At 63.2% G+C, this 25,662-nt stretch carries 25 protein-coding genes; 5 read left to right on the forward strand and 20 right to left on the reverse strand.

The genetic code is table 11. The features are described 5' to 3' along the window. Positions 1-3: 3 nt before the first annotated feature. The 15 genes from purF to leuC all read right to left on the reverse strand — a co-directional run bounded on the left by purF (position 4) and on the right by leuC (position 17,109). A complete protein-coding gene (gene purF, locus VG99_RS10755; protein WP_044499873.1) occupies positions 4-1,509 on the reverse strand; it encodes an amidophosphoribosyltransferase in 1,506 nt (501 codons plus the stop codon). A gap of 57 nt (positions 1,510-1,566) precedes the next feature. Further along, positions 1,567-2,049, reverse strand: coding sequence for a CvpA family protein (locus VG99_RS10760; protein ID WP_044499874.1), 483 nt, complete (start codon positions 2,047-2,049; stop codon positions 1,567-1,569). A gap of 133 nt (positions 2,050-2,182) precedes the next feature. Further along, positions 2,183-2,815 (reverse strand): SPOR domain-containing protein, encoded by a 633-nt coding sequence (locus VG99_RS10765; protein ID WP_044499875.1) that lies wholly within the window; start codon positions 2,813-2,815, stop codon positions 2,183-2,185. Beyond that, on the reverse strand, positions 2,816-4,099 hold the full coding sequence (gene folC, locus VG99_RS10770; protein WP_044499877.1) for a bifunctional tetrahydrofolate synthase/dihydrofolate synthase: 1,284 nt from the start codon (positions 4,097-4,099) through the stop codon (positions 2,816-2,818). It abuts the gene before it with no gap. Next, the gene (gene accD / locus VG99_RS10775) at positions 4,099-5,013 is read right to left on the reverse strand and encodes an acetyl-CoA carboxylase, carboxyltransferase subunit beta (protein WP_044499878.1); all 915 of its coding nucleotides are present in this window, start codon (positions 5,011-5,013) and stop codon (positions 4,099-4,101) included. The genes folC and accD overlap by 1 nt, the downstream gene beginning before the upstream one ends. Before the next feature lie 54 nt (positions 5,014-5,067). Next, positions 5,068-5,871 (reverse strand): tryptophan synthase subunit alpha, encoded by an 804-nt coding sequence (gene trpA, locus VG99_RS10780; protein WP_044499879.1) that lies wholly within the window; start codon positions 5,869-5,871, stop codon positions 5,068-5,070. A 10-nt stretch (positions 5,872-5,881) separates the two neighbouring features. Then, positions 5,882-7,099 carry a tryptophan synthase subunit beta gene (trpB, locus tag VG99_RS10785; RefSeq protein WP_044499880.1) on the reverse strand — a complete coding sequence of 406 codons (1,218 nt, stop codon included), beginning with the start codon at positions 7,097-7,099 and terminating at the stop codon, positions 5,882-5,884. Further along, positions 7,092-7,706, reverse strand: a complete 615-nt coding sequence (locus tag VG99_RS10790; protein WP_044499881.1) for a phosphoribosylanthranilate isomerase — start codon at positions 7,704-7,706, stop codon at positions 7,092-7,094. The genes trpB and VG99_RS10790 overlap by 8 nt, the downstream gene beginning before the upstream one ends. Before the next feature lie 57 nt (positions 7,707-7,763). Further along, positions 7,764-8,621 carry a tRNA pseudouridine(38-40) synthase TruA gene (gene truA, locus VG99_RS10795; protein ID WP_044499882.1) on the reverse strand — a complete coding sequence of 286 codons (858 nt, stop codon included), beginning with the start codon at positions 8,619-8,621 and terminating at the stop codon, positions 7,764-7,766. 3 nt (positions 8,622-8,624) lie between these two features. Further along, positions 8,625-11,408, reverse strand: a complete 2,784-nt coding sequence (locus VG99_RS10800; RefSeq protein ID WP_044499883.1) for a motility hub landmark protein FimV — start codon at positions 11,406-11,408, stop codon at positions 8,625-8,627. A 218-nt stretch (positions 11,409-11,626) separates the two neighbouring features. Then, on the reverse strand, positions 11,627-12,646 hold the full coding sequence (locus VG99_RS10805) for an aspartate-semialdehyde dehydrogenase (RefSeq protein ID WP_044499884.1): 1,020 nt from the start codon (positions 12,644-12,646) through the stop codon (positions 11,627-11,629). Between the two features lie 86 nt (positions 12,647-12,732). Continuing rightward, a complete protein-coding gene (asd, locus tag VG99_RS10810) occupies positions 12,733-13,845 on the reverse strand; it encodes an aspartate-semialdehyde dehydrogenase (protein WP_044499886.1) in 1,113 nt (370 codons plus the stop codon). Positions 13,846-13,924: 79 nt separating this feature from the next. Continuing rightward, on the reverse strand, positions 13,925-15,007 hold the full coding sequence (gene leuB / locus VG99_RS10815) for a 3-isopropylmalate dehydrogenase (protein WP_044499888.1): 1,083 nt from the start codon (positions 15,005-15,007) through the stop codon (positions 13,925-13,927). Positions 15,008-15,031: 24 nt separating this feature from the next. Then, on the reverse strand, positions 15,032-15,679 hold the full coding sequence (gene leuD, locus VG99_RS10820; RefSeq protein WP_044499890.1) for a 3-isopropylmalate dehydratase small subunit: 648 nt from the start codon (positions 15,677-15,679) through the stop codon (positions 15,032-15,034). Further along, the gene (leuC, locus tag VG99_RS10825) at positions 15,676-17,109 is read right to left on the reverse strand and encodes a 3-isopropylmalate dehydratase large subunit (RefSeq protein WP_044499891.1); all 1,434 of its coding nucleotides are present in this window, start codon (positions 17,107-17,109) and stop codon (positions 15,676-15,678) included. The genes leuD and leuC overlap by 4 nt, the downstream gene beginning before the upstream one ends. Positions 17,110-17,250: 141 nt before the next feature. Between leuC and VG99_RS10830 the strand changes: the two genes are divergently transcribed. Both VG99_RS10830 and VG99_RS10835 read left to right on the forward strand, forming a co-directional pair. Further along, positions 17,251-18,138: a LysR family transcriptional regulator gene (locus VG99_RS10830; protein WP_044499894.1), complete on the forward strand. Its 888-nt coding sequence runs from the start codon at positions 17,251-17,253 to the stop codon at positions 18,136-18,138. 80 nt (positions 18,139-18,218) lie between these two features. Then, a complete protein-coding gene (locus VG99_RS10835; RefSeq protein ID WP_044499896.1) occupies positions 18,219-18,755 on the forward strand; it encodes a glycine zipper 2TM domain-containing protein in 537 nt (178 codons plus the stop codon). Here VG99_RS10835 and VG99_RS10840 read toward each other — a convergent pair. Then, the gene (locus tag VG99_RS10840; RefSeq protein WP_044499898.1) at positions 18,749-19,681 is read right to left on the reverse strand and encodes a LysR family transcriptional regulator; all 933 of its coding nucleotides are present in this window, start codon (positions 19,679-19,681) and stop codon (positions 18,749-18,751) included. The two genes, VG99_RS10835 and VG99_RS10840, sit on opposite strands and share 7 nt — an antisense overlap. A 108-nt stretch (positions 19,682-19,789) precedes the next feature. On the opposite strand from VG99_RS10840, the gene VG99_RS10845 reads away from it, so the two are divergent. Then, on the forward strand, positions 19,790-20,563 hold the full coding sequence (locus VG99_RS10845) for a ferredoxin--NADP reductase (protein WP_044499899.1): 774 nt from the start codon (positions 19,790-19,792) through the stop codon (positions 20,561-20,563). A 66-nt stretch (positions 20,564-20,629) separates the two neighbouring features. On the opposite strand, the gene VG99_RS10850 is transcribed toward VG99_RS10845, so the two are convergent. Genes VG99_RS10850 through aroC form a run of 4 tightly spaced genes read right to left on the reverse strand, consistent with a single transcriptional unit; the run spans position 20,630 to position 23,889 of the window. Continuing rightward, complete coding sequence (locus tag VG99_RS10850) at positions 20,630-21,394, reverse strand: SDR family oxidoreductase (RefSeq protein ID WP_044499900.1); 765 nt, start codon at positions 21,392-21,394, stop codon at positions 20,630-20,632. Further along, positions 21,391-21,576, reverse strand: coding sequence for a PLDc N-terminal domain-containing protein (locus VG99_RS10855; protein ID WP_044499902.1), 186 nt, complete (start codon positions 21,574-21,576; stop codon positions 21,391-21,393). Before VG99_RS10855 ends, VG99_RS10850 begins: the two co-directional genes overlap by 4 nt. Before the next feature lie 34 nt (positions 21,577-21,610). Further along, a complete protein-coding gene (locus tag VG99_RS10860) occupies positions 21,611-22,753 on the reverse strand; it encodes an MFS transporter (RefSeq protein ID WP_044499904.1) in 1,143 nt (380 codons plus the stop codon). A 44-nt stretch (positions 22,754-22,797) separates the two neighbouring features. After that, the gene (aroC, locus tag VG99_RS10865) at positions 22,798-23,889 is read right to left on the reverse strand and encodes a chorismate synthase (protein ID WP_044499905.1); all 1,092 of its coding nucleotides are present in this window, start codon (positions 23,887-23,889) and stop codon (positions 22,798-22,800) included. Between the two features lie 116 nt (positions 23,890-24,005). On the opposite strand from aroC, the gene VG99_RS10870 reads away from it, so the two are divergent. After that, entirely contained in the window at positions 24,006-24,773 is a 768-nt protein-coding gene (locus VG99_RS10870; RefSeq protein ID WP_204216717.1) for a sulfite exporter TauE/SafE family protein, read from the forward strand. A gap of 72 nt (positions 24,774-24,845) precedes the next feature. Next, complete coding sequence (locus tag VG99_RS10875; protein ID WP_044499907.1) at positions 24,846-25,619, forward strand: hypothetical protein; 774 nt, start codon at positions 24,846-24,848, stop codon at positions 25,617-25,619. The last annotated feature ends 43 nt before the right edge of the window (positions 25,620-25,662 follow it).

A 25,662-nucleotide genomic window follows, 5' to 3' on the forward strand; every position in this document is an offset into this window, starting at 1 on the left:
TGATCAGTTGTTGTGCAGACCGATCTGCGCGTTTTCGACGTCGGTAATCGCCTTGGCCGCATCATTGCGCGACTGCTCGATCCGGCCGAGATAGGCTTCGTTGATGTCGCCGGTCACGTACTCGCCATTGAAGACCGAACAATCGAAATCGCTGATCGCCGGATTGCCTTCACGCACCGCGTCCACCAGATCGTCCAGGTCCTGATAGACCAGCCAGTCCGCGCCGATCAGCTCGGCCACTTCCTCGGTGGTGCGGTTGTGGGCGATCAGTTCATGGGCCGACGGCATGTCGATGCCGTAGACGTTGGGATAGCGCACCGCCGGGGCCGCCGAGCAGAAATAGACCTTCTTCGCCCCCGCTTCGCGGGCCATCTGGATGATCTGCTTGCAGGTCGTGCCGCGGACGATGGAGTCATCCACCAGCAGTACGTTCTTGCCGCGGAACTCCAGTTCCATCGCATTGAGCTTCTGGCGCACCGACTTCTTCCGCGCGGCCTGGCCGGGCATGATGAAGGTACGGCCGATATAGCGGTTCTTGACAAAGCCCTCGCGGAACTTGACGCCCAGGTGATTGGCCAGCTCCACCGCCGAGGTCCGGCTGGTATCGGGGATCGGGATGACCACATCGATACCATGGTCCGGATGCTCGCGCAGGATCTTCTCGGCCAGCTTCTCGCCCATGCGCAGGCGCGCCTTGTAGACCAGCACGCCGTCGATGATGGAGTCCGGACGCGCCAGGTAGACATGCTCGAAGATGCAGGGTGCGTAGGTGGCGTTGGTCGCGCACTGGCGGGTGAAGATCTCGCCGTTCACGGTGATGAAGACCGCTTCGCCGGGCGCCAGGTCGCGGATGGTCTCGAAGCCGAGCACGTCCAGCGCGACACTTTCCGAGGCGACCATGTATTCGACACCCTGCTCGGTTTCCCGTTTGCCATAGACAATCGGACGGATGCCATGGGGGTCGCGAAAGCCGACAATACCGTGGCCGGTAATCATCGCCACGGCCGCGTAACCACCCCGGCAGCGGTCATGGACCGTGCGCACGGCGTTGAAGATGTCTTCCTCGGTGGGGTTCAGCTTGCGCTCGCGGGCCAGCTCATGGGCGAACACGTTCAGCAGCACTTCGGAGTCGGAATTGGTGTTGACGTGACGCAGGTCCGACTCGTAGAGCTCCTTGGACAGCTGCTCGACGTTGGTCAGGTTGCCGTTATGCGCCAGGGTAATGCCGTAGGGGGAGTTCACATAGAACGGCTGCGCCTCGGCCGAGGTGGAGGAACCCGCGGTGGGATAACGTACATGCCCCAGACCCATGGTGCCGATCAGACGTTGCATGTGGCGCTGATGAAATACATCACGTACCAGGCCGTTATCCTTGCGCAGGAACAGCCGGCCGCTATCACAGGTCACAATGCCGGCGGCATCCTGGCCGCGATGTTGGAGGACGGTCAGGGCGTCATAGAGCGCCTGGTTGACGTTCGACTTGCCCACAATGCCAACAATGCCACACATGCCTAAACACCTTTTCGTTGAATTTGAAGAAGAACCGGCGATCGTGCACGCCCGGTTTCAACGGCCGACGAAGCCGAGAATCAGATTCTTTGACCAGTCTGCCACCAGCAGGAAATGCGGAATAAGGGTCGATTCACGCCACCAGGTATCAGCCTGGACCGGCGCCAGGCTGAGCAGGCCGACGGCAATCACCACCAGCAGCGCGCCCCGGGCCGCGCCGAATACCATGCCCAGAAAACGGTCAGTGCCGGTCAGACCGGTCACCAGCACCAGTTGGCCAATCAGATAGTTGATCAGACCGCCGAGCACCAGGGTCAGCACGAACAGGATAGCGCAGGCCGTGATCACCCTGATGGATGGCGTAGCGATGTAGTCGACCAGCAGATCGGCCAATGCCCCACCGAACATCCAGGCCACCAGGCCAGCAATAATCCAGCTGAGCAGGGACAGCGCTTCCTTGACGAAGCCGCGGGTCAAGCTGATCAAGGTGGAAACGGCAACTACGGCGAGTATCACCCAGTCTACGCCGGTCAATGTCACTGTGAGGCATCCAATAACGAAAAACGCATTCTAACAGAGCCCTGGCAGGCACCGAAACCGGCAATCACAAACAAGTACCCGGTAGGCGGGCTGGGCGCCTCTGCAGCTGCCCTGCCCGTCCCGGACAAACTGATCAACGGGCGCGATTACTGTCGTCCTGGGCCAGGATCAGCCCCTTGTTCTGGTGCCGGCGCTGCAACTCGTCACGCACCCGGGCAGCCGCTTCGCGGCTTTCGAGCGGCCCGACGTAGACGCGTACGATGGTCTTGCCACCGGACTGGGCTGAACGCGTGTAGGCATTGTAGCCCTGGCCGGCCAGGGTCTGACGGAAGCTGTCGGCGTTGGCGTCGTTGGAGAAACTGGCCTGCTGGATCACCCAACCGCCGGCCGGGGTGGCGGCTGCAGCAGGTTGCTCCACCGGCGCCGGGGCCGGGGCCGGCTCGGGCTCAGGGGCCGCGACCGGCGCTTCCGGCTCGGGCACCACGGTGACCGGCTCGATAGCCGCCGTGTCGGGCAGCGGCGTCTCTGCCGGGCTGTCCTGCGACTCGACAATCGCCTGGGGCATGTCCGGTACCGGTGCCGGTTCAGGCAGCGGTGGCGCCGCCGCCGCGGCCATCTCCCGATCATCCAGTACCGGTGCATCAGGCACGGTCACTTCCACCTGCTCGGTTTCATCCTGACCGGACAGCAACATGGGCAGGAATACCACTGCCGCCACTACCAACACCAGCGCGCCGATAATACGCTGCTTGAGGCCTTCGTCCATTTATCTGTCTCCACCGCTCTGATTGTTGAGCCAGAGTATGGCCTCGGCGACGCAGAAAAACGACCCGAACACGACGATTTTTTCATCATCGGCGCTATGGTCCAACTGCCAGCCGATGGCATCGCCAATCGAGGCGAAGGCCTGTGCGCCCTCGCCCGCCGCACCGAGTTCCGCGGCCAGGGATTGGGCGTCCCGGGAGCGGGGTGTCGGTAACGGAGCCACAGCCCAACTGCCGAATTGCCCCTGCAGCGGCTGCAATATACCCGCCAGGTCCTTGTCCGCCAGCAGCCCGAATACGGCCTGGCAACGGGCGGGCTGGTCCGCCAGATGGCTCGCCAGAAAGGTCGCGGCCTGGGGGTTGTGCCCCACGTCCAGCAACAATTGCCGCGGCCGGCCGCGCCACTCGAGCGTGCGCTGGTCAAGCCGCCCGGGTACGTAGCTGGCCACCAGCGCCGTGGCGATCTGCCCGTCCGTCATATCCAGCCCGGCCGCCCAGAACGCCTGGACCGCGGAGCTCAGGTTGTCCCGCGGCAGGCGAACCGCGTCGACAGGCAATTCACGGCGGGTACCCTTGCCATCGATCCCGTGCAGTTGCCAACGACCGCCTTGGCGGCTCTCCCAGCCATAGTCCCGCCCGCGCTGCAGCATGGGCGCCTGGAGCCGCGTAACCTGCTCGAGGAAGCGTGGCGGCAGGTCGGTTTCCGAGCACACCAGCGGATGGCCGGGACGCAGGATGCCGGCCTTCTCGTAGCCGACCGAGTCGCGACTGTCACCCAGGTAATCACTGTGGTCCAGGCCGATACTGGTGACGACCGCCACATCGGCGTCTACCACGTTCACCGCATCCAGCCGCCCGCCCAGCCCCACTTCGAGCACCACCGCGTCCAGGCCGGCGCGCTGGAACAGCCATAGGGCAGCCAGGGTGCCAAACTCGAAGTAGGTCAGGGAAATATCGCCACGGGCCTGGTCAATGGCCGCAAAGGCCGCGCAGAGATCGGCATCGCTGACCGGCCGGCCATCAATGCTGACGCGCTCGTTGTAGGCGATCAGGTGGGGGGATGAATAGCAACCACTGCGCCGGCCGGAATGGCGCAGCAGGGTGTCCAGTGCAGCGCAGGTGGACCCCTTGCCGTTGGTACCGGTAACGGTAAAGACCAGCGGTGCCGGGTTCAGCACCTGGAGCCGCGTGGCCACCTCAGCCACACGCTCCAGGCCCATATCGATTTCTGCCGGATGCAGGCGCTCGAGCCGCGTCAGCCAGCCGGCCAGACCCAGCTCGGCCATCAGGCGCCGGCCGCTTCGCCGTCGACTGCCGGCAACTCGAGGTCAACCGTGACGGGGGTCGGCTGGTTGGTCAGCATCGCCAGGATGCTGGCCAGACGGTCACGCATTTCATGACGCGGGATGATCATGTCCAGGGCACCATGCTCCAGGAGGAATTCGCTGCGCTGGAAGCCCGATGGCAGTTTTTCCCGGACGGTCTGCTCGATCACCCGCGGCCCGGCAAAGCCGATCAGCGCGTTGGGCTCAGCCACGTTCAGGTCACCCAGCATCGCCAGACTGGCCGATACGCCACCGTAGACCGGATCGGTCATTACCGAAATGAAGGGAATCCCCTCTTCTTTCAGGCGCGCCAGGGCGGCACTGGTCTTGGCCATCTGCATCAACGAGAACAGCGCTTCCTGCATCCGCGCCCCGCCGGAGGCCGGGAAGCAGACATAGGGAATGCGTTCGCGCAGGGCAATCTCGGCGCCGCGAACAAAACGGGCGCCGACCACGCTGCCCATGGAGCCACCCATGAAGTTGAACTCGAAGGCGCTGGCCACCAGGGGCATGCCCTTTAGCGCGCCCTGCATGACCACCAGCGCGTCTTTCTCGCCGGTCAGCTTCTGCGCCGCCACCAGGCGATCCTTGTACTTCTTGGTGTCGCGGAACTTGAGCTTGTCGACCGGCTCCAGCTCAGCGGCAATTTCAGTGCGGCCGTCGGCATCGAGGAAAATATCCAGCCGGCGCCGGGCGCTGATCCGCAGGTGGTGGCTGCACTTGGGGCAAACCTCCAGATTCTTTTCCAGCTCGGGGCGGTACAGCACCGCGTCGCAGGAGGGGCACTTGCGCCACAGGCCCTCAGGCACACTGCTCTTCTGCCCCTCGGAACGCACGATGGAAGGAATCAGTTTGTCCACCAGCCAGTTGCTCATTGCCAATCCTTATCTGTTGTCTGCTTCACCAAAAATAGTCGAATGCGCTGTCGCTCAGCGATCCATGGCCGCCCGCATTTCGCGGATCACCGCGGTGATGCCGGCACGGGCCCGCTCGGGCTCGCCGACATGGTTGGCGATATGGTTGACCAATACCGACCCCACCACTACACCATCGGCCACACCCGCTACTGCGGCAGCGGAGGCGCCATCACGAATACCGAAACCGACACCGATCGGCAGGTCGGTCACGGTCCGCAGTTGCGCCAGCTTGTCTGCTACCTCGGTGACGTTCAACGCAGCCGATCCGGTCACACCTTTCAGTGAAACATAATAGACATACCCACTGGCGTGCTCGCAGATTTTCCGTGCCCGAGCCAGGGTGGTGGTCGGCGCCAACAGGAAAATGCAGTCCAGGCCGTGTTCACGGAACAGCGGTGCGACTTCCTCCGCCTCTTCCGGCGGCAGGTCCACCGTCAACACGCCATCGATCCCCGCCTCGGCGGCGGCCTTGGCGAAGGTTTCATAGCCCATGCGCTCCATGGGGTTCAGATACCCCATCAGCACCACGGGGGTCGTCTGGTTGGTGGTGCGGAACGCCGCGACCATATCCAGCACCTGGCGCAGGCTGACGTTATGGGCCAGCGCGCGTTCCATGGCCAGCTGGATCACCGGGCCGTCCGCCATCGGATCGGAGAACGGGATGCCCAGTTCGATCACATCCACCCCGGCCTCGACCAGTTCGTGCATCAGCGGCAGGGTCATTTCCGGATTCGGATCACCGGCGGTGATGTAGGGGATCAGCGCCTTGCGGCCGGAGGCACGCAGGGCGTCAAAACATTGTTGGATTCGGCTCATATCACACTCTTCAGACGCTGATGCCGTCGATACCGGCGACAGTATGGATGTCCTTGTCGCCACGACCGGACAGGTTCACCACGATAATCTGGTCGGGACGCATGGTCGCTGCCAGTTTCATCGCATAGGCCACCGCATGACTGGACTCCAGTGCCGGCATGATGCCTTCGACCTGGGTCAGCTCGCGGAAGGCAGCCAGGGCCTCGGTGTCGGTGGCGTCAACATAATTGACCCGGCCAACATCCTTGAGCCAGCTGTGCTCCGGCCCCACGCCCGGGTAGTCCAGGCCGGCGGAGACCGAGTGGGTCTCGGTGATCTGGCCGTTCTCGTCGGCCATCAGGTAGGTACGGTTACCGTGCAGCACGCCCGGGCGGCCCGCATTTAGCGGCGCCGCGTGGCGACCGGTTTCCAGGCCGTCGCCGGCAGCCTCGACGCCATACATGGCCACGTCGCGGTCTTCCAGGAACGGATGGAACAGACCGATGGCATTGGAGCCACCACCCACGCAGGCGACCAGTGCGTCGGGCAGGCGCCCCGCCTGTGCCTGGCACTGTTCACGGGCCTCGCGGCCGATGACGCACTGGAAGTCCCGCACCAGCTTGGGATAGGGATGGGGGCCCGCAACGGTGCCGATAATGTAGAAGGTGTCGTCGATATTGGTGACCCAGTCGCGCATGGCTTCGTTCATCGCGTCCTTCAGCGTTTTCGAGCCGGAGGTGACCGGGATCACCTCGGCGCCGAGCAGTTTCATGCGATAAACGTTCACGGTCTGGCGTTTGACGTCCTCGGCGCCCATGTAGACCTGGCACTTGAGGCCCAGGCGGGCCGCGACGGTGGCAGTGGCCACCCCATGCTGGCCAGCGCCGGTCTCGGCGATCACCCGGGGCTTGCCCATATGCTTGGCCAGCAGGGCCTGGCCGATGGTGTTGTTCACCTTGTGCGCGCCGGTGTGGTTCAGGTCTTCGCGCTTGAGCCAGATCTGCGCGCCACCAATCCTGGCACTCAACCGCTCGGCGAAATACAGCGGCGACGGGCGACCGACGTAGTGCGCAAGATCGCGGTCGAATTCAGCCTGGAAGTCGGGGTCCTTGGAGAGCTTTTCGTACAGGGTTTCCAGCTCATCGAGCGCGTCCATCAGCGTTTCGGAAACAAAACGGCCGCCGTAGGGACCGAAGTGGCCCCGCTGGTCAGGTACGCTCGCAAAATCGATAGAATTTGAATCAGACACGCTTCACCTCGTGAATAAAAGCGTTGATTTTCGCTATGTCCTTGATGCCCTTGTTCGCCTCGACGCCACCACTGACGTCGACCGCCCAAGGCGCGGTCTGGTCGATCGCCTGTCGCACATTCTGCGCCTGCAGGCCACCGGCGAGGATCAGTCTCCAGGACCGCTGGGAAGGAATCATCGACCAGTCGAAGGTCTCTCCGGTGCCCCCGGGCACGCCGGGCTTGTAGCTGTCCAGCAGGATACCGCAGGCGCCCGGCCATTTGGCCGCCAGCGCATTCAGATCGTCGCCCGGGCGCACCCGGACGGCCTTGATGTAGGGGCGGTTAAAACCCTGGCAGAAATCATCGGGTTCATCCCCATGAAACTGCAACAGATCCAGCGGTACCTGCGCAAGCACCGCTTGGATGGTGGCCTGCTCCGCATCGACGAACAGCCCTACGGTGGTGACAAAGGGCGGTAGCGCCGCGACGATGGTCCGGGCCTGCTCGATACTCACGGCCCGCGGGCTGCCCGGGTGAAACACCAGGCCGATGGCGTCGGCGCCAGCCTGGGCCGCCGCCAGGGCATCGTCGACCCGGGTGATGCCGCAGATTTTGATACGTGCCATGGGGCCTGTCCCGTGATCCAGTAAAGCAGACGATAGTAGCAGATCGGTCGCGGGCCGTCAGTCGTCCAGCTCATTGAGCGCCGAGAGGAAATGCGGCCCCATGTAACGCTTGGGCAGCTCGAAATGATCGGCGTAGGTCACGTCGACCAGATACAGGCCGAACGCCGGCGCGGTCAGCCCGCCGGTCCGGCGGTTGCGCGCATGCAGCACCTCGCCCGCCCAGTCGATCGGCCGCTCGCCACAGCCGATCTGCATCAGCACACCGGCAATGTTGCGCACCATGTGATGAAGAAACGCATTGGCGCGAATATCCAGCACGATGAACTTGCCGAAGCGGATCAGCTTGAGATGGTGGATGGTCTTCACCGGCGACTTGGCCTGACAGGCGATCGCCCGGTAGGAGGTGAAATCATGCTCCCCCACCAGCGCCTGGGCGGCCTCCTGCATACGTTCCAGATCCAGCGGCCGGTAATTCCAGGTAACCTCGCGCCCCAGTTGGGCCGGCCGCACTGGATCGTTGTAGATCACGTAGCGGTAGCGCCGGGCCATGGCCGAGAAGCGCGCATGGAAATCCAGCCCCACCGGCTTGGCCCAGACCAGGCTGATATCGTGGGGCAGGTTAGCGTTGGCACCATGGAACCAGTTCATTGGCTCGCGCTGGGCGCTGCTGTCGAAATGGATGATCTGGCAGGACGCATGCACGCCGGCGTCCGTCCGCCCGGCACAGAACAGCTGAACCGGATGATTGGCGACCCGCGACAGGGCCTTCTCGACCTCCTCCTGCACGCTGCGTACGCCCGGTTGCTGGCGTTGCCACCCGCGGTAAGCCGTCCCGCTGTATTCCACGCAGGCTGCGACTCTCGAAACAACAGCGGCCGCCTCGGGGGCGGCCGCATCTTCAGTTGTACTACTCATTTATCAGCCAAGTTGCTCCATCATTTCCCGAGCGTCCTGCTGCTGTTGCTGATTCCCTTCTTCCACCACTTCCGCGAGGATATCCCGCGCGCCCTCCTCGTCGCCCATATCGATATAGGCGCGGGCCAGGTCGAGCTTGGTGGCACACTCATCGGTATCTGCCAGGAAGTCGAAATCATCGTCATCACCGAGGCCGTCGGTAGCCATGGTATCTCCATCAAAGCCGTTGGCGAGGTCGCTGCCAGCCAGCGGCTGATCATCTCGCTGGTCGGCCGTGGCATTGCCCATGACCGCCTGCAGCTCAGCCTCGAAGCCCGCCAGGTCCTCGTCGGTGAGGGTGAAGTCATCTTCCTTCTCCCCGGCCGCAGACGCCGCTGACTCGTTGTCCGCACCGGCAAGGCTCATCGCCTCGAACTCGGCCAGCAGATTGTCGGCCTGCAGTTCATCATCCAGATTCAGCTCGAAGTCATCGAGTGGCGCCGGCTCGATGACCGCAGGCTCCTGCGGCTCAGCGGCGGCAAGATCGGTCAGCGCAGCATCCAGCGCCTGGTCCGGGTTTTCCTGCAGTTCGTCGGCGTCCAGGTCAAAATCCAGATCAAAGCCTACCTCGGACTCGACCTGGGTATCCGCCAGCGAAGCAGCGGACTCTTCTTCAAGACCGAAGTCGGTGAAGTCAAACTCACCGGGCTCGGCCGGGGCTTCACTTTCCTCGAGCTCGATATCGGTTTCGATGGCAGCAGGTTCCTCGACGGGCTCTTCGGCGGCTGTCGACAGCAGCGCTGCGCCCGTCATCAGACCGGCAGCCATCAGCGGGTAGCGGGCATTCATCATTTCGACAGCCGCGTCATCTACACCCATGCGGCGCAGGGCCTCGGCTTGCACGGCATACCCCTGGGGGTTTTCGCGCAGCGCCTCGACTTCCATCAGCTTGAGCCGCAGGTCGGTGCGCTCGGGCTCCTCGTAGATGGCCGATTGCAGCGCGTCGGCCGCCTGGTCCAGCTTGCCGTAGGCGATCAGCGCATCCGCCTCCACCAGCGGATCCTCGGCGATATCCAGTTCGTCGGGGGTATTATCCTGGGCTTCGGCCAGGGCCACATTGAAGTCATTGCCCTCGATACCGGCATCGGTGGCGCTGCTGTCGGTCGCCGATTGCCCGCTAAAACTGTCGGTCAGCTCGGCCTCGCGGCGGGCATTACGCCGGGCCACTGCCATCAGGATCAACAGCAATAGCAGCAGCGCTACCGCGCCGGCACCCAGCAACAGGGTCTGGTTCTGCATGAAGCGCTGCAGCAGCGCCTCGGGAGAGCCGCTATCGGCCTGCTGCTGGGCATCGCCCGCGGAAACCGCGGAGGCCGGAGCCGGCTGCCCCGGCGCGACAACCTCTGGCTCGGTGACCGGCTGCGCATCGGCCGGGGTCGCGACCGGCGCTACCGCCAGCAGCTCGTCACCGGCGGTCTCGTCATTGCCAGGCGCGGCATTATCCGTGGATTCGGGGTTATCTGTGGATTCGGCGTTCGCCTCGACGCTGGCATCCGCCTGCTCGGCGGGCGCTTCCTGCGGTTCAAGATCGCCTGCCAGCGCGGCGTCAGCGCCACCCTCTTCGGCTGGCACCGGCAGGATGTCCGGCAGCTCGCCGTTCCCACCCAGCTCGCTTTGCAACGCTGCCAGTTGTGCGTCTTTCAAGCTCAACAGGCGCTGCAGGGTTTCCAATTGGCCTTCCAGGTCCGCCAGGCGGTCGGCAATCTCGGCCTTTTCCCGTTCGGTGGAATCCAGTTGTTCCTTGGTGCGGTCCAGCGCGTCCCGCAAACTGCCGTTTTCGCCATCGGCGGCCGAATCCGTGTTGTTTTCATCTGCCTCGTCGACGCCCGACACCAGCCGCAGGGAGTCTTCATTGCGGGTACGCACGGGGGCTGCGCCGGCGACATCACGCTCGCGGGCGTCCAGTTGCCGCGCTGCGGGCTCGGCAGCGGGCTGGCGGTTACGCCAGGCCGCGGTCTGACTGGCGACCTGGGCAACTGCTTCAGTATGATCGCGTACCGCAGCCTGCTCGGCAGTGGGCAGGGTCAGGGTATGACCGGCCCGGAGATTGTTGATATTGCCGCCGATGAACGCGGTGGGGTTGAGGTCCTGGATCGCCAGCATGGTCTGCTGGACGCTGGCGCCTTGCGGGCGGCTCTTGAGGGCGATTTCCCACAGCGTATCGGCGCGGCTGGTCTGCCATTCCCCGGCGGCCTGAGCAGAAGCCTGGCTGGCCGCTGCGGCGCGCGGCGCCTGACTGCGAGCCGCCGGCGCAGCGTTCTGCGGGGACGGTGCGGAACGCACGATGTTGCCTGCGGACCGGGCGGCCGACGGCGCTACCGGCGCGCTGGCGGTGACCGGGGTAGGCTGATAGAGCGGCGGATCCAGCAACAGGGTGAATTCACGCAGTACCCGACCGGAAGGCCAGCGCACTTCCATCAGGAAATTCAGGTAGGGTTCCTTGACCGGGCGGCTCGAGGTTACCCGGATGACGGCCTTGCCGTCCGGCCTGACCACCGGAGTAAAGGTCAGATCGGTGAGAAAGAACGAGCGCTCGATACCCGCCTTGCCGAAGTCGTCGGGCGATGCCAGCAGCGGACGGATCTCGCTGCTCGACAGGTCGCGCACCTGCAGCAATTCAATTTCGGCTTCCAGCGGCTGATTCAGGGCTGACCGCAGGTTGATCTCGCCAACCCCCAGCGCCTGGACCATGTTGGATGACATCAGGGCACTAGCTGCGGCAACAGCCAAAACCAGTTTACGAACCATAGCGAAGATCCTTTGCTTTATCGTTATACACGCGTCCATGAACTCCATCACCGCACCACCGGCTCAGTCAGCCGCGAAAGCACCTCAACTGGAGATGACGCTCCGACAGCTACTGACTCCCCCACCGGCGCACGGTGACCGCAACAAGTCGAGCTTAAATCAATATCTACCCGGACAGTAGCGCAAGCGACTACTCAAAAACCAGCAGCAAGTATCGATTACAAATGGTCTTTTATCAATAAGTCTGCGACCGCAAGGGCGTTGAGTGCGACACCTTTGCGCAAATTATCAGACACAAGCCACATACTGATACTGACCGGATCCAGGGAATCCTGGCGCAGCCGTCCTACCCACACCTGATCGGTGCCGGTGGCATCGGCTACCGGCGTCGGATAGCCCCCGGCGCTGGGGCGATCCAGGAGCTTGACGCCCGGCGCCTTGCGCAGCAGGGTGGCGGCGCGCTTGGCAGTCAGCGCATCGCGGGTGCGCAGCTGCATGACCTGGGCGCTACCGAAGAAGGTCGGCACCAGCACACATGTGGCGGATACCGGCAGTTGCGGCAGCTGCAGGATGCGGCGGACGTCTTCGGCCAGCATCTGTTCGGCGCTGCTAACGCCCTGCTCATCCAGCTCACCGATGCGGGGCAGCAGGTTGAATGCCGCCTGCTTGTCGAAGGCGCCTTTTTCCGCCGGCTGGCCGTTGAGCAGACGACTGGTCTGCAGCGCCAGCGCCTCGACTTCCTCGCCGCCGACCGTCGACATGGACTGGTAGGTGGCAATGGTGATCGACTGCAGGCCGGCTTCGGCCACCAGCGGCTGCAGTGCCACCAGCGTCTGTACTACCTGAGCATCGGGACAGGACACGATGCCACCGGCGCGTACTTTCTCCAGCGCCTGCGGGTTGACCTCAGCGACCACCAGCGGCACGCTGGCGTCGCCCCGGAAAGCACCACAGGCATCCAGCACCAGACAGCCGGCGGCCACGGCCTGGGCTGCCCAGCCGGTCGCCAGATCCGGATCGAGGAACAGCACCAGGGCTACCCGGGATAAGTCGAACCGCTCCAGCACCTCGACCCGCTGGCTCTGGCCCCTGAGCATGGGCCGGCTGCCGGCACGATCCTCGATGTCCAGCAGGTGGATCTGGCCGAAGGCAAACTCATGCTCATCCAGCACGTTCAGCAGGGTCTCACCTGCCAGGCCGCTCACACCTACTATCGCAACATCACCGGTCTTGCTCATATGAAGAAATTCTCGTTGAATCCTGAAAACACAAAGGGCACCCCCGACCAGCGGGGGTGCCCCGATTACTTGCGCTGCCCGGCGGCTCAGCCCTCGAGCAGAATCCGCAGCATGCGACGCAGCGGCTCCGCCGCGCCCCACAGCAGCTGGTCGCCAACGGTAAAGGCGGACAGGTACTGCGAGCCCATGTTGAGCTTGCGCAGACGACCTACCGGCACCTTCAGGGTGCCGGTCACGGCAGTCGGAGTCAGGTCACGGACGCTGGCTTCCCTCTCGTTGGGCACCACCTTGGACCAGGGATTGTGCGCATCCAGCATGGCTTCGATATCCGCCAGCGGCACATCCTTGTTCAACTTGATGGTCAGCGCCTGGCTATGGCAACGCATGGCGCCGATACGCACACAGATACCATCGACCGGGATCGGACGACCGCTACGGCCGATGATCTTGTTGGTCTCGGCCTGAGCCTTCCATTCTTCGCGGCTTTGACCGTTGGGCAGTTGCTTGTCGATCCAAGGGATCAGGCTGCCCGCCAGCGGCACCCCGAAGTTGTCGGCCGGGAAGCTGTCGTCACGCAGGGTAGCGGCAACCTGACGGTCGATATCCAGGATGGCGCTGGCCGGGTCGGCCAGTTGCTCCGCCACCGAGCCATTGATCACGCCCATCTGCTTGATCAGCTCACGCATGTTCTGCGCACCGGCGCCACTGGCCGCCTGATAGGTCATGGCGCTCATCCATTCGACCAGGCCGTTTTCGAACAAGCCGCCAAGCCCCATCAGCATCAGGCTGACGGTGCAGTTGCCACCAACGAAGGTCTTGACGCCGTCACGCACGGCCTGGTCGATATTGCGGCGGTTGACCGGGTCCAGCACGATGATCGATTCGTCTTCCATGCGCAGCGCGGACGCGGCATCGATCCAGTAGCCTTTCCAGCCCTCGGCGCGCAGCTTGGGGTAGACCTCATGGGTGTAGTCACCACCCTGGCAGGTGATGATGATGTCCATCGGCTTGAGGGCTTCGATGTCGTAGGCATCTTTCAATTCAGGAATCGACTTGCCGATATCCGGTCCGGTGCCACCCACGTTGGAGGTGGTGAAGAACACCGGATCAATGGACGCAAAGTCATTCTCTTCACGCATACGCTGCATGAGCACGGAACCTACCATGCCCCGCCAACCGATCAGACCAACTTGTTTCATAACTGCAGACCCCCACGGGGTAAAATTCTCGACAATTGCACCCGGTCAGCGCCGGGCGCAAATTAAGCAATGCGACAGGTTACAGGTTTTTCAGCGCCGCGACCACGGCGTCACCCATTTCCCGGGTACCGACCTGACGACAGCCGGCCGCCATGATGTCACCGGTACGCAGGCCCTGGTCCAGCACCTGGCTGACAGCCTGTTCGATGGCATCGGCAGCCGCCGCTTCAGCGAAGCTGTAGCGCAGCATCATGGATACCGACAATATGGTGGCCAGCGGGTTGGCGATGCCCTGTCCGGCAATATCCGGCGCGCTGCCGTGGCAGGGCTCGTACATGCCCTTGTTCTGCGCATTCAACGAGGCAGAAGGCAGCATGCCAATGGAGCCGGTCAACATGGAAGCCTGATCCGACAGGATGTCGCCGAACATGTTGTCGGTGACGATCACATCGAACTGCTTGGGCGCACGCACCAGCTGCATGGCGGCGTTATCGACATACATGTGCGACAGCGCCACGTCCGGGTAATCCTTGGCCACTTCCTCGACCACTTCGCGCCACAGCTGGCTGGAGGCCAGGACGTTGGCCTTGTCCACCGAGCACAACTTCCTGTTGCGCAGCCGCGCCATATCGAAGCCGACGGTGGCGATGCGGCGAATTTCACTCTCGCTGTAGGGCAAGGTGTCATAGGCCTGGCGCTCGCCATTATCGAGCACCCGGCGCTCGCGGGGCGAGCCGAAATAGATACCGCCGGTCAGCTCGCGGACGATCAGGATGTCCAGCCCGGACACCACCTCGGGCTTCAGGGTGGAGGCATCAGCCAGCTGCGGATACAGCAGCGCGGGGCGCAGGTTGCCGAACAGCTCAAGCTGGGAACGAATCTTCAACAGCCCGCGCTCGGGGCGCAGGGCCGGATCGATGGTATCCCACTTCGGGCCACCCACGGCGCCCAACAGGATGGCATCAGCCTGGCGGGCACGCTCCAGGGTTTCATCGGCCAGGGGAGTGCCGTAGCGGTCATAGGCGGCGCCACCCAGGTCGTCATAGCTCAGCTCGACACCCAGACCGTACCTCTCACTGGCCACGTCCAGCACTTTGACTGCTTCGGCAACGATCTCCGGACCGATACCGTCGCCGGGGAGAACCAGAATCTTCTTGCTCATATCTTTTCCTTGGAAAAAGCCGATTTACTTGATGGCGTCGAACAACCATGGCTGGGACCGCCGATGCTTTTCTTCGAAGGCGCGAATCGCATCGGCGTCTTCCAGGGTCAGGCCGATATCGTCCAGGCCGTTGAGCAGACAGTGCTTGCGAAACTCGTCGACCTCGAAGCTGTACTGCTTGCCATCCGGTCGGGTAACGGTCTGCGCCTGTAGATCAACGGTCAGCTGATATCCCTCTTCAGCCTCTGCCTGCTGGAACAGCTCGTCAATATCTTTTTCATTTAAAACAATGGGTAACAATCCGTTCTTGAAGCTGTTATTAAAGAAGATATCCGCAAAGCTCGGGGCCAGGACGGCGCGGAAACCGTATTCGTCCAACGCCCAGGGAGCATGCTCGCGGCTGGAACCGCAGCCAAAGTTCTCCCGTGCCAACAGCACACTGGCGCCCTGGTAACGGGGCTGATTGAGCACGAAGTCCGGGTTCAGCGGACGACTGGCGTTGTCCTGCCCCGGGTAACCCTCGTCGAGGTAGCGCCACTCGTCGAACAGATTCGCGCCGAAGCCGGTACGCTTGATCGACTTGAGAAACTGCTTGGGAATGATCTGGTCGGTATCGACGTTCGCCCGATCCAGCGGGGCCACCAGGCCGGTATGTGTGGTAAAGGCCTTCATGCGCCTACCTCCTCTGCAAGCATGTCACGTACATCGACAAAATGGCCGGCAATCGCCGCTGCGGCCGCCATCGCCGGGCTGACCAAATGGGTACGCCCACCGTTACCCTGGCGCCCCTCGAAGTTGCGGTTGGAGGTCGAGGCGCAGTGCTCGCCCGGCTGCAGGCGATCGGGGTTCATGGCCAGGCACATGGAGCAGCCCGGGTCACGCCATTCGAAACCGGCGGCCTTGAAGATCACATCCAGACCTTCACGCTCGGCCTGCTCCTTCACCAGGCCAGACCCGGGTACGACCATGGCCTGCTTGATGGTATTGGCCACCTTGCGGCCCTTGGCAACCACGGCCGCCGCGCGCAGATCCTCGATCCGCGAGTTGGTGCAGGAGCCAATGAAGACCCGATCCAGCTTGATCGAGGTGATCGGCTGATCAGCCTCCAGTCCCATATATTGCAGTGCACGCTGGTAGCCGCTGCGCTTGACCGCATCGGTCTCCCGCGACGGGTTCGGCACATTGGCATCCACTGCCACGACCATCTCCGGGGAGGTGCCCCAGGATACCTGCGGCTTGATCTGGGTGGCGTCCAGTTCGACCACGGTATCGAATACCGCCTCGGCGTCGGATACCAGGTCCTGCCAGGCGGCAACCGCCTTGTCCCAATCCTCGCCCTTGGGCGCATAGGGACGGTCCTTGACGTAGGCGATGGTCTTTTCATCGCAGGCCACCAGCCCCACCCGGGCACCGGCCTCGATGGCCATATTGCAGACGGTCATGCGGCCTTCCATCGACAGGCTGCGAATGGCCGACCCGGCGAACTCGATCGCGTGGCCGTTACCACCGGCGGTGCCGATTTTGCCGATCACTGCCAGTACGATGTCCTTGGCGGTCACGCCAAAGCCCAGCTCGCCTTCGACCTTGACCAACATGTTCTTCATCTTCTTGGCCACCAGGCACTGGGTCGCCAACACATGCTCGACCTCCGAGGTGCCGATACCGTGGGCCAGGGCGCCGAAGGCACCGTGGGTGGCGGTATGCGAGTCGCCGCAGACGATGGTCATGCCCGGCAAAGTGGCGCCCTGCTCCGGACCGACCACGTGCACGATGCCTTGACGACGGTCAGTCATCTTGAATTCAAGGATGCCGAAGTCATCGCAGTTCTGGTCCAGGGTCACCACCTGCAGCTTGGAGACCTCATCCTCGATCCCGGACACACCGGCGGCACGGTTGTCGGTGGGCACGTTATGATCAGGGGTCGCCAGGTTGGCGTCGATGCGCCACGGCTTGCGGCCGGCCAGACGCAGACCTTCAAAGGCCTGGGGCGAGGTCACCTCGTGCAACAGATGGCGATCGATGTACAGCAGCGCGGAACCATCGTCCCGTTGCTTGACCAAGTGGTTATCCCACAGCTTGTCGTAGAGCGTCTTGGCGGACATGCTCGTCTCCTGAATCGGCTGATGTCTGTCGGTCCAGCAGAGCTGGCCGGCAGTTTCTAATGACCTAGCGATAGTAAAAGCTGGCCATTAATAAAACAAATTCATTATATTCATGCATTGGATAACCATATGGAATCCTGAATGGATACTGCCAATCTCGCCGCCTTTCTTGCCGTCGCCGCCACCGGCTCCTTTTCTCGCGCGGCGGAGCAACTGCACCTGACCCAGCCGGCGATCAGCAAGCGCATCGCGACCCTGGAGCAGCAACTGGGTGTGCGCCTGTTCGACCGCATCGGCAAACATGTCGGCCTGACCGAGGCCGGCCGCACCTTGCAACCCCGGGCCGAGCTGATCATCAACACTTTCAACGACACGCGCCGCGCCCTGGGCAATCTGTCCGCCAGCATCCAGGGGCGGTTGAGTCTGGCCACCAGTCACCATATCGGGCTACATCGGCTCCCGCCGGTGCTGCGCCGGTTTACCAAGGCCTACCCCGGCGTGGTACTGGATATCGACTTCCTCGATTCGGAGGTGGCCTATGACAAGGTCTTGCAGGGAGAAATCGAACTGGCGGTCATCACCCTGGCACCACAGGTAGAGCCACCGCTTATCGCCACCCGCATCTGGCTGGACCAGCTGGAGTTCGTGGTCGCCCCGGAGCACCCCCTGGCCGGCCGTCAGGAGGTGCAACTGAGCCAGCTTGCCGCCTATCCCGCAGTCTTTCCGGGGGGCAATACCTTTACCCATAACGTTGTTGCTCAGTTGTTCGAGCGTCACGGGGTCAGCCCGCAGGTAAGCATGAGCACCAACTATATGGAGACGATCAAGATGATGGTCTCCATCGGCCTGGCCTGGAGCGTGCTGCCCCGTACCATGATCGATAGCCAGGTGCGGGTGCTGCCGGTGCCCGACGCCCGCCTGGTCAGGGACCTCGGCTGCATCCATCACAGCGGCAGGACCTTGTCCAATGCCGGCCGCGCACTGATCGAGCTGCTGCATACGGAGCGGGAAAGCGATACTGTGACCTGAACTTGTCCCCGAGCTGGTTGTCTCAGTCGTAACAGATGCGGGTATCCGCAGCAGATCAACGTAGTGCACAGGGATTCATCATGAACAAGTCAATGTTGTCAGGCATCGTCATCGGCGCGGTAGTGGCTACGGCTGGCGGCGCCATCGCCGGCTATAACGCACTAGCGGACCGGACGCCGACCCACGCGCAGGTGCTCAATGTAGTGGAAATCAAGGAAAACGAGCGCATTCCCCGTGAGGTCTGTGAGCAGGTAACGGTCACCCGGCAGAAGCCCGTTAAGGACCAGCACCAGGTGCTGGGTAGCGTAGCGGGTGCGGTCATCGGCGGCGTGCTGGGTAACCAGGTGGGCGGCGGTACCGGCAAGAAGATCGCCACGGTCGCCGGCGCGGCCGCTGGCGGGTACGCCGGCAACAAGACCCAGGAGCGCATCCAGCAAGGCAATACCTACACCACCACCGAAGAGCGTTGTGAAACCGTGTACGACAACAACGAGAAGGTTGTCGGCTATCAGGTTGACTACAGCATCGGTGACAAGAACGGCACCGTGCGCATGGACCGCCACCCCGGCGATACCATCCCGCTGCAGGACGGCCAGCTGGTCCTGGCCGGTCAGTAAGTCTCCCGAGGGGTCCGGCTCCCCGAGCCGGACCCTTCACTTTCCTGCGATTCCTCCTGACACAATTCCAGCCAACGGCGCATCCCCGCGCTGATGAACTTGTTGCGGTGACGCACGAAATACAGCCCCCGCTTGAAGTCCCGGTGCGGTACCGGTAACGGCACCAGCGTGCCCCGGCGGAAGGCATCGCCCAGCGTGATTGCCGACAGGCAGCCGACCCCCAGCCCCGCTTCAACCGCGCGCTTGATCGCCTCGGTATGCTGCAACTCCAGCTTGATATTCAGCTGCGGCAGCAAGCCATGCAGCGCCCACTCGAAACTCTGCCGGGTACCGGACCCCTGCTCCCGCACGATCCACTCGGCCTGCACCAGGTCCTCATCGGTCAACCAGGGCTTACCCGCCAATTCATGGTCGGGAGCGCAGAACACCACCAGTTCATCTTCCTGCCAGTAGAGCATCTTGAGGTCCGGGTGCCGGGTCTCGCCCTCGATCATCCCCAGGTCCAGCTCGAAGTTGACCAGCCTGCTGACGATGCTCGAGGTGTTGGCCACCTCCAATTCGACCCGCGCGCCGGGCTGCTCCAGCATGTAGCGCGTCATGATGCCCACGGCAATGTAGTTGCCCACACTCATGGTGGCCCCGACTCGCAGATGGCCGATCTCCTCATGCCCCGCCAGGGCTGCCTCCAGCCCCTTGGCCTGCTCCAGCAAGGCCTGGGCCTTGGGGCGAATGTTGCGCCCCAGCTCGTTCAGCTGCAGCCGCTTGCCGACCCGGTCGAACAGCTGGACGTCGAATTGCCCCTCCAGATCCCTTAAGGCACTGCTCGCAGCCGATTGCGACATCGCCAGGCTGTCTGCGGCACGGGTCAGGTTCTCGTGGAAGGCCGTGGCAAGGAAAACTTCCAGCTGCCGCAGGGTATATTTCATTATCGGTTTTTCCGGATATGCAAATTAAAATAAGTCATTTAACCGGTAGATTAGCTGGGCGCTAGAATGGCCGCAATTCAAAACCATCCCACGCGGAGAACAACCTGGATGTCCAACCTCAAAACCGAACGTGTGCTCAGTGTTCATCACTGGACTGATACCCTGTTCAGCTTCAAGACTACCCGTGACCCGGGCCTGCGCTTCAAGAACGGGCATTTCATCATGATCGGCCTGGAGGTGGACGGTCGGCCGCTGATGCGCGCCTACAGTATTGCCAGCCCCAACTATGAAGACACCATGGAGTTCTACAGCATCAAGGTACCGGACGGTCCGCTGACCTCGCGCCTGCAACACATCAAGGAAGGCGACAACATCATTGTCAGCAGCAAGCCCACCGGCACCCTGGTACTGGACAACGTGCTGTCCGGCCGTAACCTGTACCTGCTCAGCACCGGTACTGGCCTGGCGCCCTTCATCAGCATCATCCAGGATCCGGAAACCTATGAGCGCTTCGACAGGGTCATCCTCACCCACGGCTGCCGTTGGGTGCGCGAACTGGCCTACCAGCAACTGATCACCGAAGACCTGCCCAACCACGAGTACTTCGGTGAGCAGGTGCGCGAGCAACTGATCTACTACCCCACCGTGACCCGGGAGCCCTACCGCAACCAAGGCCGCCTGTCTGACCTGATGGTCAGTGGCAAACTGTTCGAAGATATCGGCCTGCCCAAGCCCAACCTGGAGGATGACCGCTTCATGCTCTGCGGTAGCCCGGCCATGCTCAAGGACCTCACTGCCATTCTGGACGGCTGGGGCTTCCAGGAATCCCGCCAGGGCGTTCAGGCGCATTACGCCATCGAGCGCGCCTTCGTCGAGAAGTAATCACGACCCTGCAGGTCAAGGCGCCCGGATCATATCCGGGCGCCTTTCTTTTTGCCGCTACTGTGGTTATTCCCGATAAATCATCTGCCGGGTCATGCCGCCATCGGCAACGATATTCTGGCCGGTGATGAAGGCCGCCGCCGGACTCAGCAGAAAGGCCACCAGTTCACCCATATCCTCCGGCTGCCCTACCCGCCCCACTGCATGCTGCTCGTGATCTACCTGCCGCAGCGGGTCGCTGGCCTGGAGCGCGTCGGGCCGGGTGTCGACCCAGCCAGGGCTGACCGCATTGACGCGAATATCCGGGCCGAGGCTCACCGCCATCGCGTGGGTCAGTGCCACCAGCCCACCCTTGCTCGCGGCATAGGCTTCGGTGTTGGGTTCCGACTGCAGCGCCCGGGTAGAGGCGATATTGACGATGGCGCCGCCGCTCTCGCGAAGCAACCCAATGCATTGCCGGGAAACCAGGAAGGCGCCGGTCAGGTTGACCGATAGCAAGCGATTCCAGGCCTCCAGGCTGAGCTGTTCCAGCGGGCCGTTGTCGGGGTCGGCCAGTCCGGCATTGTTGACCACGCCATCAAGCCGCCCGAAGTCTTCCTCGATCTGCTCCACCGCCGCCAGCACGCTGGCCTCATCCGCCACATCCAGCGGGACGAATTCCACCGTCCCCAGCCGCGCCAGCTCTTCCGCCGCGGCCAGACCCTCGCTTTCATCCACATCGCCCAGCACCACGGACCAGCCCGCGCGCAGCAGACTGATGGCAATGCCCTTGCCGATTCCCCGTGCGGCGCCAGTTACCAGCGCCACCCGTGCGGTCAGGTCGTTGTTCATGGCCGCTTCGGCCCCTTGCGCCACCAGACTGCCCAGCCTACCAGCGGCAGTAGCGCTACCAGCGCAATCCAACCGGTCTTGCGGGAACGCGACTCGGTGCTCTGGGCAATGCTGCTGATGGCGGACAGCGCCAGTAGCAAGAGGGCCAATCCGCCCATCACGACAATGAAGTTGGTGTTCATTCAGCTAACCTCCGTTGTTGCCCACTATAGACTATCAGCCCGGCTGGGCAGGCATCCGGCGCCACAACAGCAGCGCTGCGAGCGTTGCCGCCAGGCTGGCCAGGGCGAAGGTCCAGCCGGCGCCGAGGCCATGCCAGCTGTACCCGGAATAAAGCGCGCCCAGCGCCCCGCCACAGCCGGACAGCGTAGCGTACAACGCCTGCCCCTGGCCCTGATGCTGCTCGCCGAAGCTGCGGTGGACAAAATGGATGGCGGCGACATGGAAACATCCAAAGGTAGCCGCGTGCAGTAGCTGCGCCAGCGTTAGCCAGACCAGGTTATCCGCCAACAACCCCAACAGCAGCCAGCGCAGTGCCGCCAGGACAAAGCTGCCAACCAGTAACTGTTTGAGCGAGAAGCGGGCCAGCACCGAGCTCATCACCAGGAACAGGATGATCTCCGCCACCACACCCAGGGCCCACATGGCGCCGATCACACCACGGCCATAGCCAAGCGCCTCCAGATGCAGGGTCAGGAAGGTGTAGTAAGGACCATGGGATAGCTGCATCAGGCCGGCGCTGAGAAAGAACGCCAGCACCCCAGGCCGGCGCAATTGCCGGAGGAATCCCTCGGCGGCCGCGGCGGGTCGTGTTGCCTGGCGCGGCGCTGGCGGCACCAGCAGGCTGCAGAGGAAAATCGCTAGCATGATGCCAAGCATGACTTGGGGATAGATCGCCGGGCTGAAGCGCTCCAGCAACAGCCCCAGCACCACCACGGTGACGATGAAGCCCACCGAACCCCACAGGCGGATCCGGCTGTAGCGCGCCGATTGTTCCCCTAGATGCCCCAGGGTGATGGTTTCGAACTGGGGCAGCACCGCATGCCAGAAGAAACTGTGCAATGCCATGATCAGCGCCAGCCACAGATAATCCTGGCGCCAGAGTATGCCGGTGAAGGTAACCGCGGTCAGCAAGGCGCCCAGCCGCACAATCAACAGCCGCTGGCCGCTGCGATCGCCCAGCCAGCCCCAGAGAATGGGCGCGATGCAGCGCATCAACATGGGGATGGCCACCAGCTCGCCAATGCGCGCCGCGGAAAACCCCAGATGATGGAAATACAGTGACAGGAAAGGCGCCACCCCGCCCAACAGGGCGAAGTAGCAGAAATAGAAGCTGGACAGTCGCCAGTACGGCAGCACCTCAGGGCCCTGCCTTACACAGCAAAGCCTGCCTCATCGCGCAGTCAGAGCTGGCCAAGCACCGGCGTATCGACGCGCACGTCACCGTTCTGAGCGCGATGGCGCAGCAGATGATCCATCAGCACCAGGGCCATCATGGCTTCAGCGATGGGCGTTGCCCGAATCCCGACACAAGGGTCATGGCGCCCCTTGGTGATTACGTCGACCGGGTTGCCGTTGACATCAATGGAGCGGCCCGGCGTGGTGATACTGGAGGTCGGCTTGAGGGCCAGGTGGGCGATGATCGGCTGGCCGGAGGAAATCCCGCCCAGCACACCGCCGGCGTTGTTGCTTAGGAACCCGCCCGGCGTGAGCTCATCGCGGTGCTCGGTGCCGCGCTGGCTGACCGAAGCAAAACCCGCGCCCACCTCCACACCCTTGACCGCGTTGATGCTCATCAGCGCATAGGCCAGCTCTGCATCCAGGCGATCGAAGATCGGCTCGCCCAGACCCGGCGGTACGCCTTCGGCGATCACGGTAATCTTGGCACCCACCGAATCCTGGTCGCGGCGCAGCTGGTCCATATAGGCTTCCAGCTCCGGCACCTTGTCCGAGTCGGGGCTGAAGAAGGCGTTCTGACCGACCGACTCCCAGCTCTTGAAGGGAATCTCGATCGGACCCAGCTGGCTCATATAGCCACGCACAGTAATGCCCTGGCTGGCAAGATACTTGCGCGCAATGGCGCCGGCCGCGACCCGCATCGCAGTCTCCCGGGCGGAAGAGCGCCCGCCGCCACGGTAGTCGCGCGTGCCGTACTTGTGGTGATAGCTGTAGTCCGCATGGGCCGGACGGAACAGGTCCTTGATCGCCGAGTAGTCCTTGGACTTCTGATCGGTATTGCGGATCAGCAGACCGATCGGGCAGCCGGTGGTGCGCCCCTCGAACACCCCGGAGAGGATCTCCACCTCGTCCGGCTCCTGACGCTGGGTGGTATGGCGGCTGGTGCCAGGCTTGCGCCGGTCCAGGTCCGCCTGCAGGTCGGCGGCAGTCAGCTCCAGCCCCGGCGGGCAGCCATCGACGATGGCAACCAGTGCCGGGCCATGGCTTTCGCCTGCAGTGGTGACGGTGAACAGGGTACCAAAGGTGTTTCCGGCCATGCGTGCCATCCATTCCAGATCAGTGAAAGGCAGGCAGTATAACGTTCGGCCGGCATGGGTGACAGCCTGGGATGGCGGCGGTAGTCTTGACCGCCCGCCCCCGACGAGCCGAGTCAATGATGCAAGCACTGCTGGATCTCCTGCTGCCCGCTGCCCTGCCGCCGCTGACCAGCGCAGTGCTGGTTGCAGTGTCTGCCCTCACCTCGGCGGTTACCGCCTCGCTGGGCATCGGCGGCGGTGTATTGCTGCTGGCCATCATGGCGATTGTCATGCCACCGGCGGCGATCATTCCCGTCCACGGGATGGTCCAGCTGGGCTCCAACCTCAGCCGCGCGAGCATGACTCTGCGCCATATCAACCTGCGCTTGATCCTCTGGTTCGCTCCCGGCGCGCTGCTGGGTGCCTGGCTGGGCAGCCTGTTCCTGGTCGACCTGCCGCTGGCGTTGGTGCAGCTCTGTATTGCTGGCTTCATCCTGCTGCTGTGCTGGGGCCCGCCGATCCCGGCGGTGGCCACTGGCCCGGTGGGTACGTTGGTAGCGGCGGCCGTTACCACCTTTGTCAGCCTGTTTGTCGGCGCTACCGGCCCGCTGGTCGCCGCCTTTGTCAAACAGCAGCAGAAAGGCGAACGCTTCTCCACCGTCGCCACCTTCGCTACCGCCATGTGCCTGCAGCACGCGCCCAAGGCGATCATCTATGGCGCCGCCGGATTTGTCTTTGCCGAGTGGCTGGGCCTGATCCTGCTGATGATTGCCGCCGGGGCGGTGGGCACCTGGGTTGGTCTGAAACTGCTGCGACGGCTTACGGACAGGCGCTTCACGCTGATTTTCAACGCCCTGCTGACCCTGCTCGCCCTGCGCTTGATCTGGCAGGCGGTAAGCGGGTGACAGCCCGGCGAATCCCATTCAAGAACCATAGCGCGCCGCCGATAACGGGGTATGCAGGCAGGAATCCCATCCATGAACGATGACCAGACCCATTCAGCGGCGCCCGATACGCCACCTGTGCGCGATCCCTTCGCCCACGCGCGGCCGTCGGAATTCTACTGGATCCAGCTCAAGCCGGTATTCAAGGGCCGGCTCATGTTGCATGGCGAGCGCCTGGCCCAGATCGCCGTCACGCGCGAACGTGTAGCCCAGCTGGAATTGCTGCGCCTGCAGTTGCGGATCGAAGATGAAACCGTGCCGCCGGATACCAATTTCATCGAGGTACTGATCGACCATCGCCACCAGCGGGTGCGCTTCGGTCCGTTGACTGGGCTGCGTATATTCCCGCCCCAGCGCGGGTTGGCCGGCTTCATGCTGGCGCAACTGATCGACTGGTGCCAACGCCACTGTGCTGATTACGCCGTGACGCCCATCGTGCTCCAAGCCAGCGAGGTACCCACCGAAGAATCCCGGCAGATCCGCGAGCGTCTGTTCAAACGGGCGGGCTTTCACCTGACCTGGACCAATGATGCGCGCACCGAAGGCAAGGCGCAGGCCAACCGGGTCAAGGACCTGGTGGCCAGCTGGAATGTGGAGCGGGTCCAGCAACTGCACATTGCCGATACCCTGCGGCAATTGCGCGAACAGGAGACCCTTAACCGCCAGCAGCAGGGCCAGTTGACCTCCCTGCAGGCCACCCTGGACGAGTACAAGCGCAACGATATCGGCCATCGCTTCGCCATCGGCTGCCTGATTGTGTTCTCCATTTTCCAGGCATTGATGCTGCTGTGGGTGGTCCTGCGCTGATCGGCACTGGCTGATCTGGTAAACTGCCGCCCTGTTCATCGAG

The organism is Pseudomonas saudimassiliensis (assembly GCF_000939975.1).
Lineage (GTDB): Bacteria > Pseudomonadota > Gammaproteobacteria > Pseudomonadales > Pseudomonadaceae > Halopseudomonas > Halopseudomonas saudimassiliensis.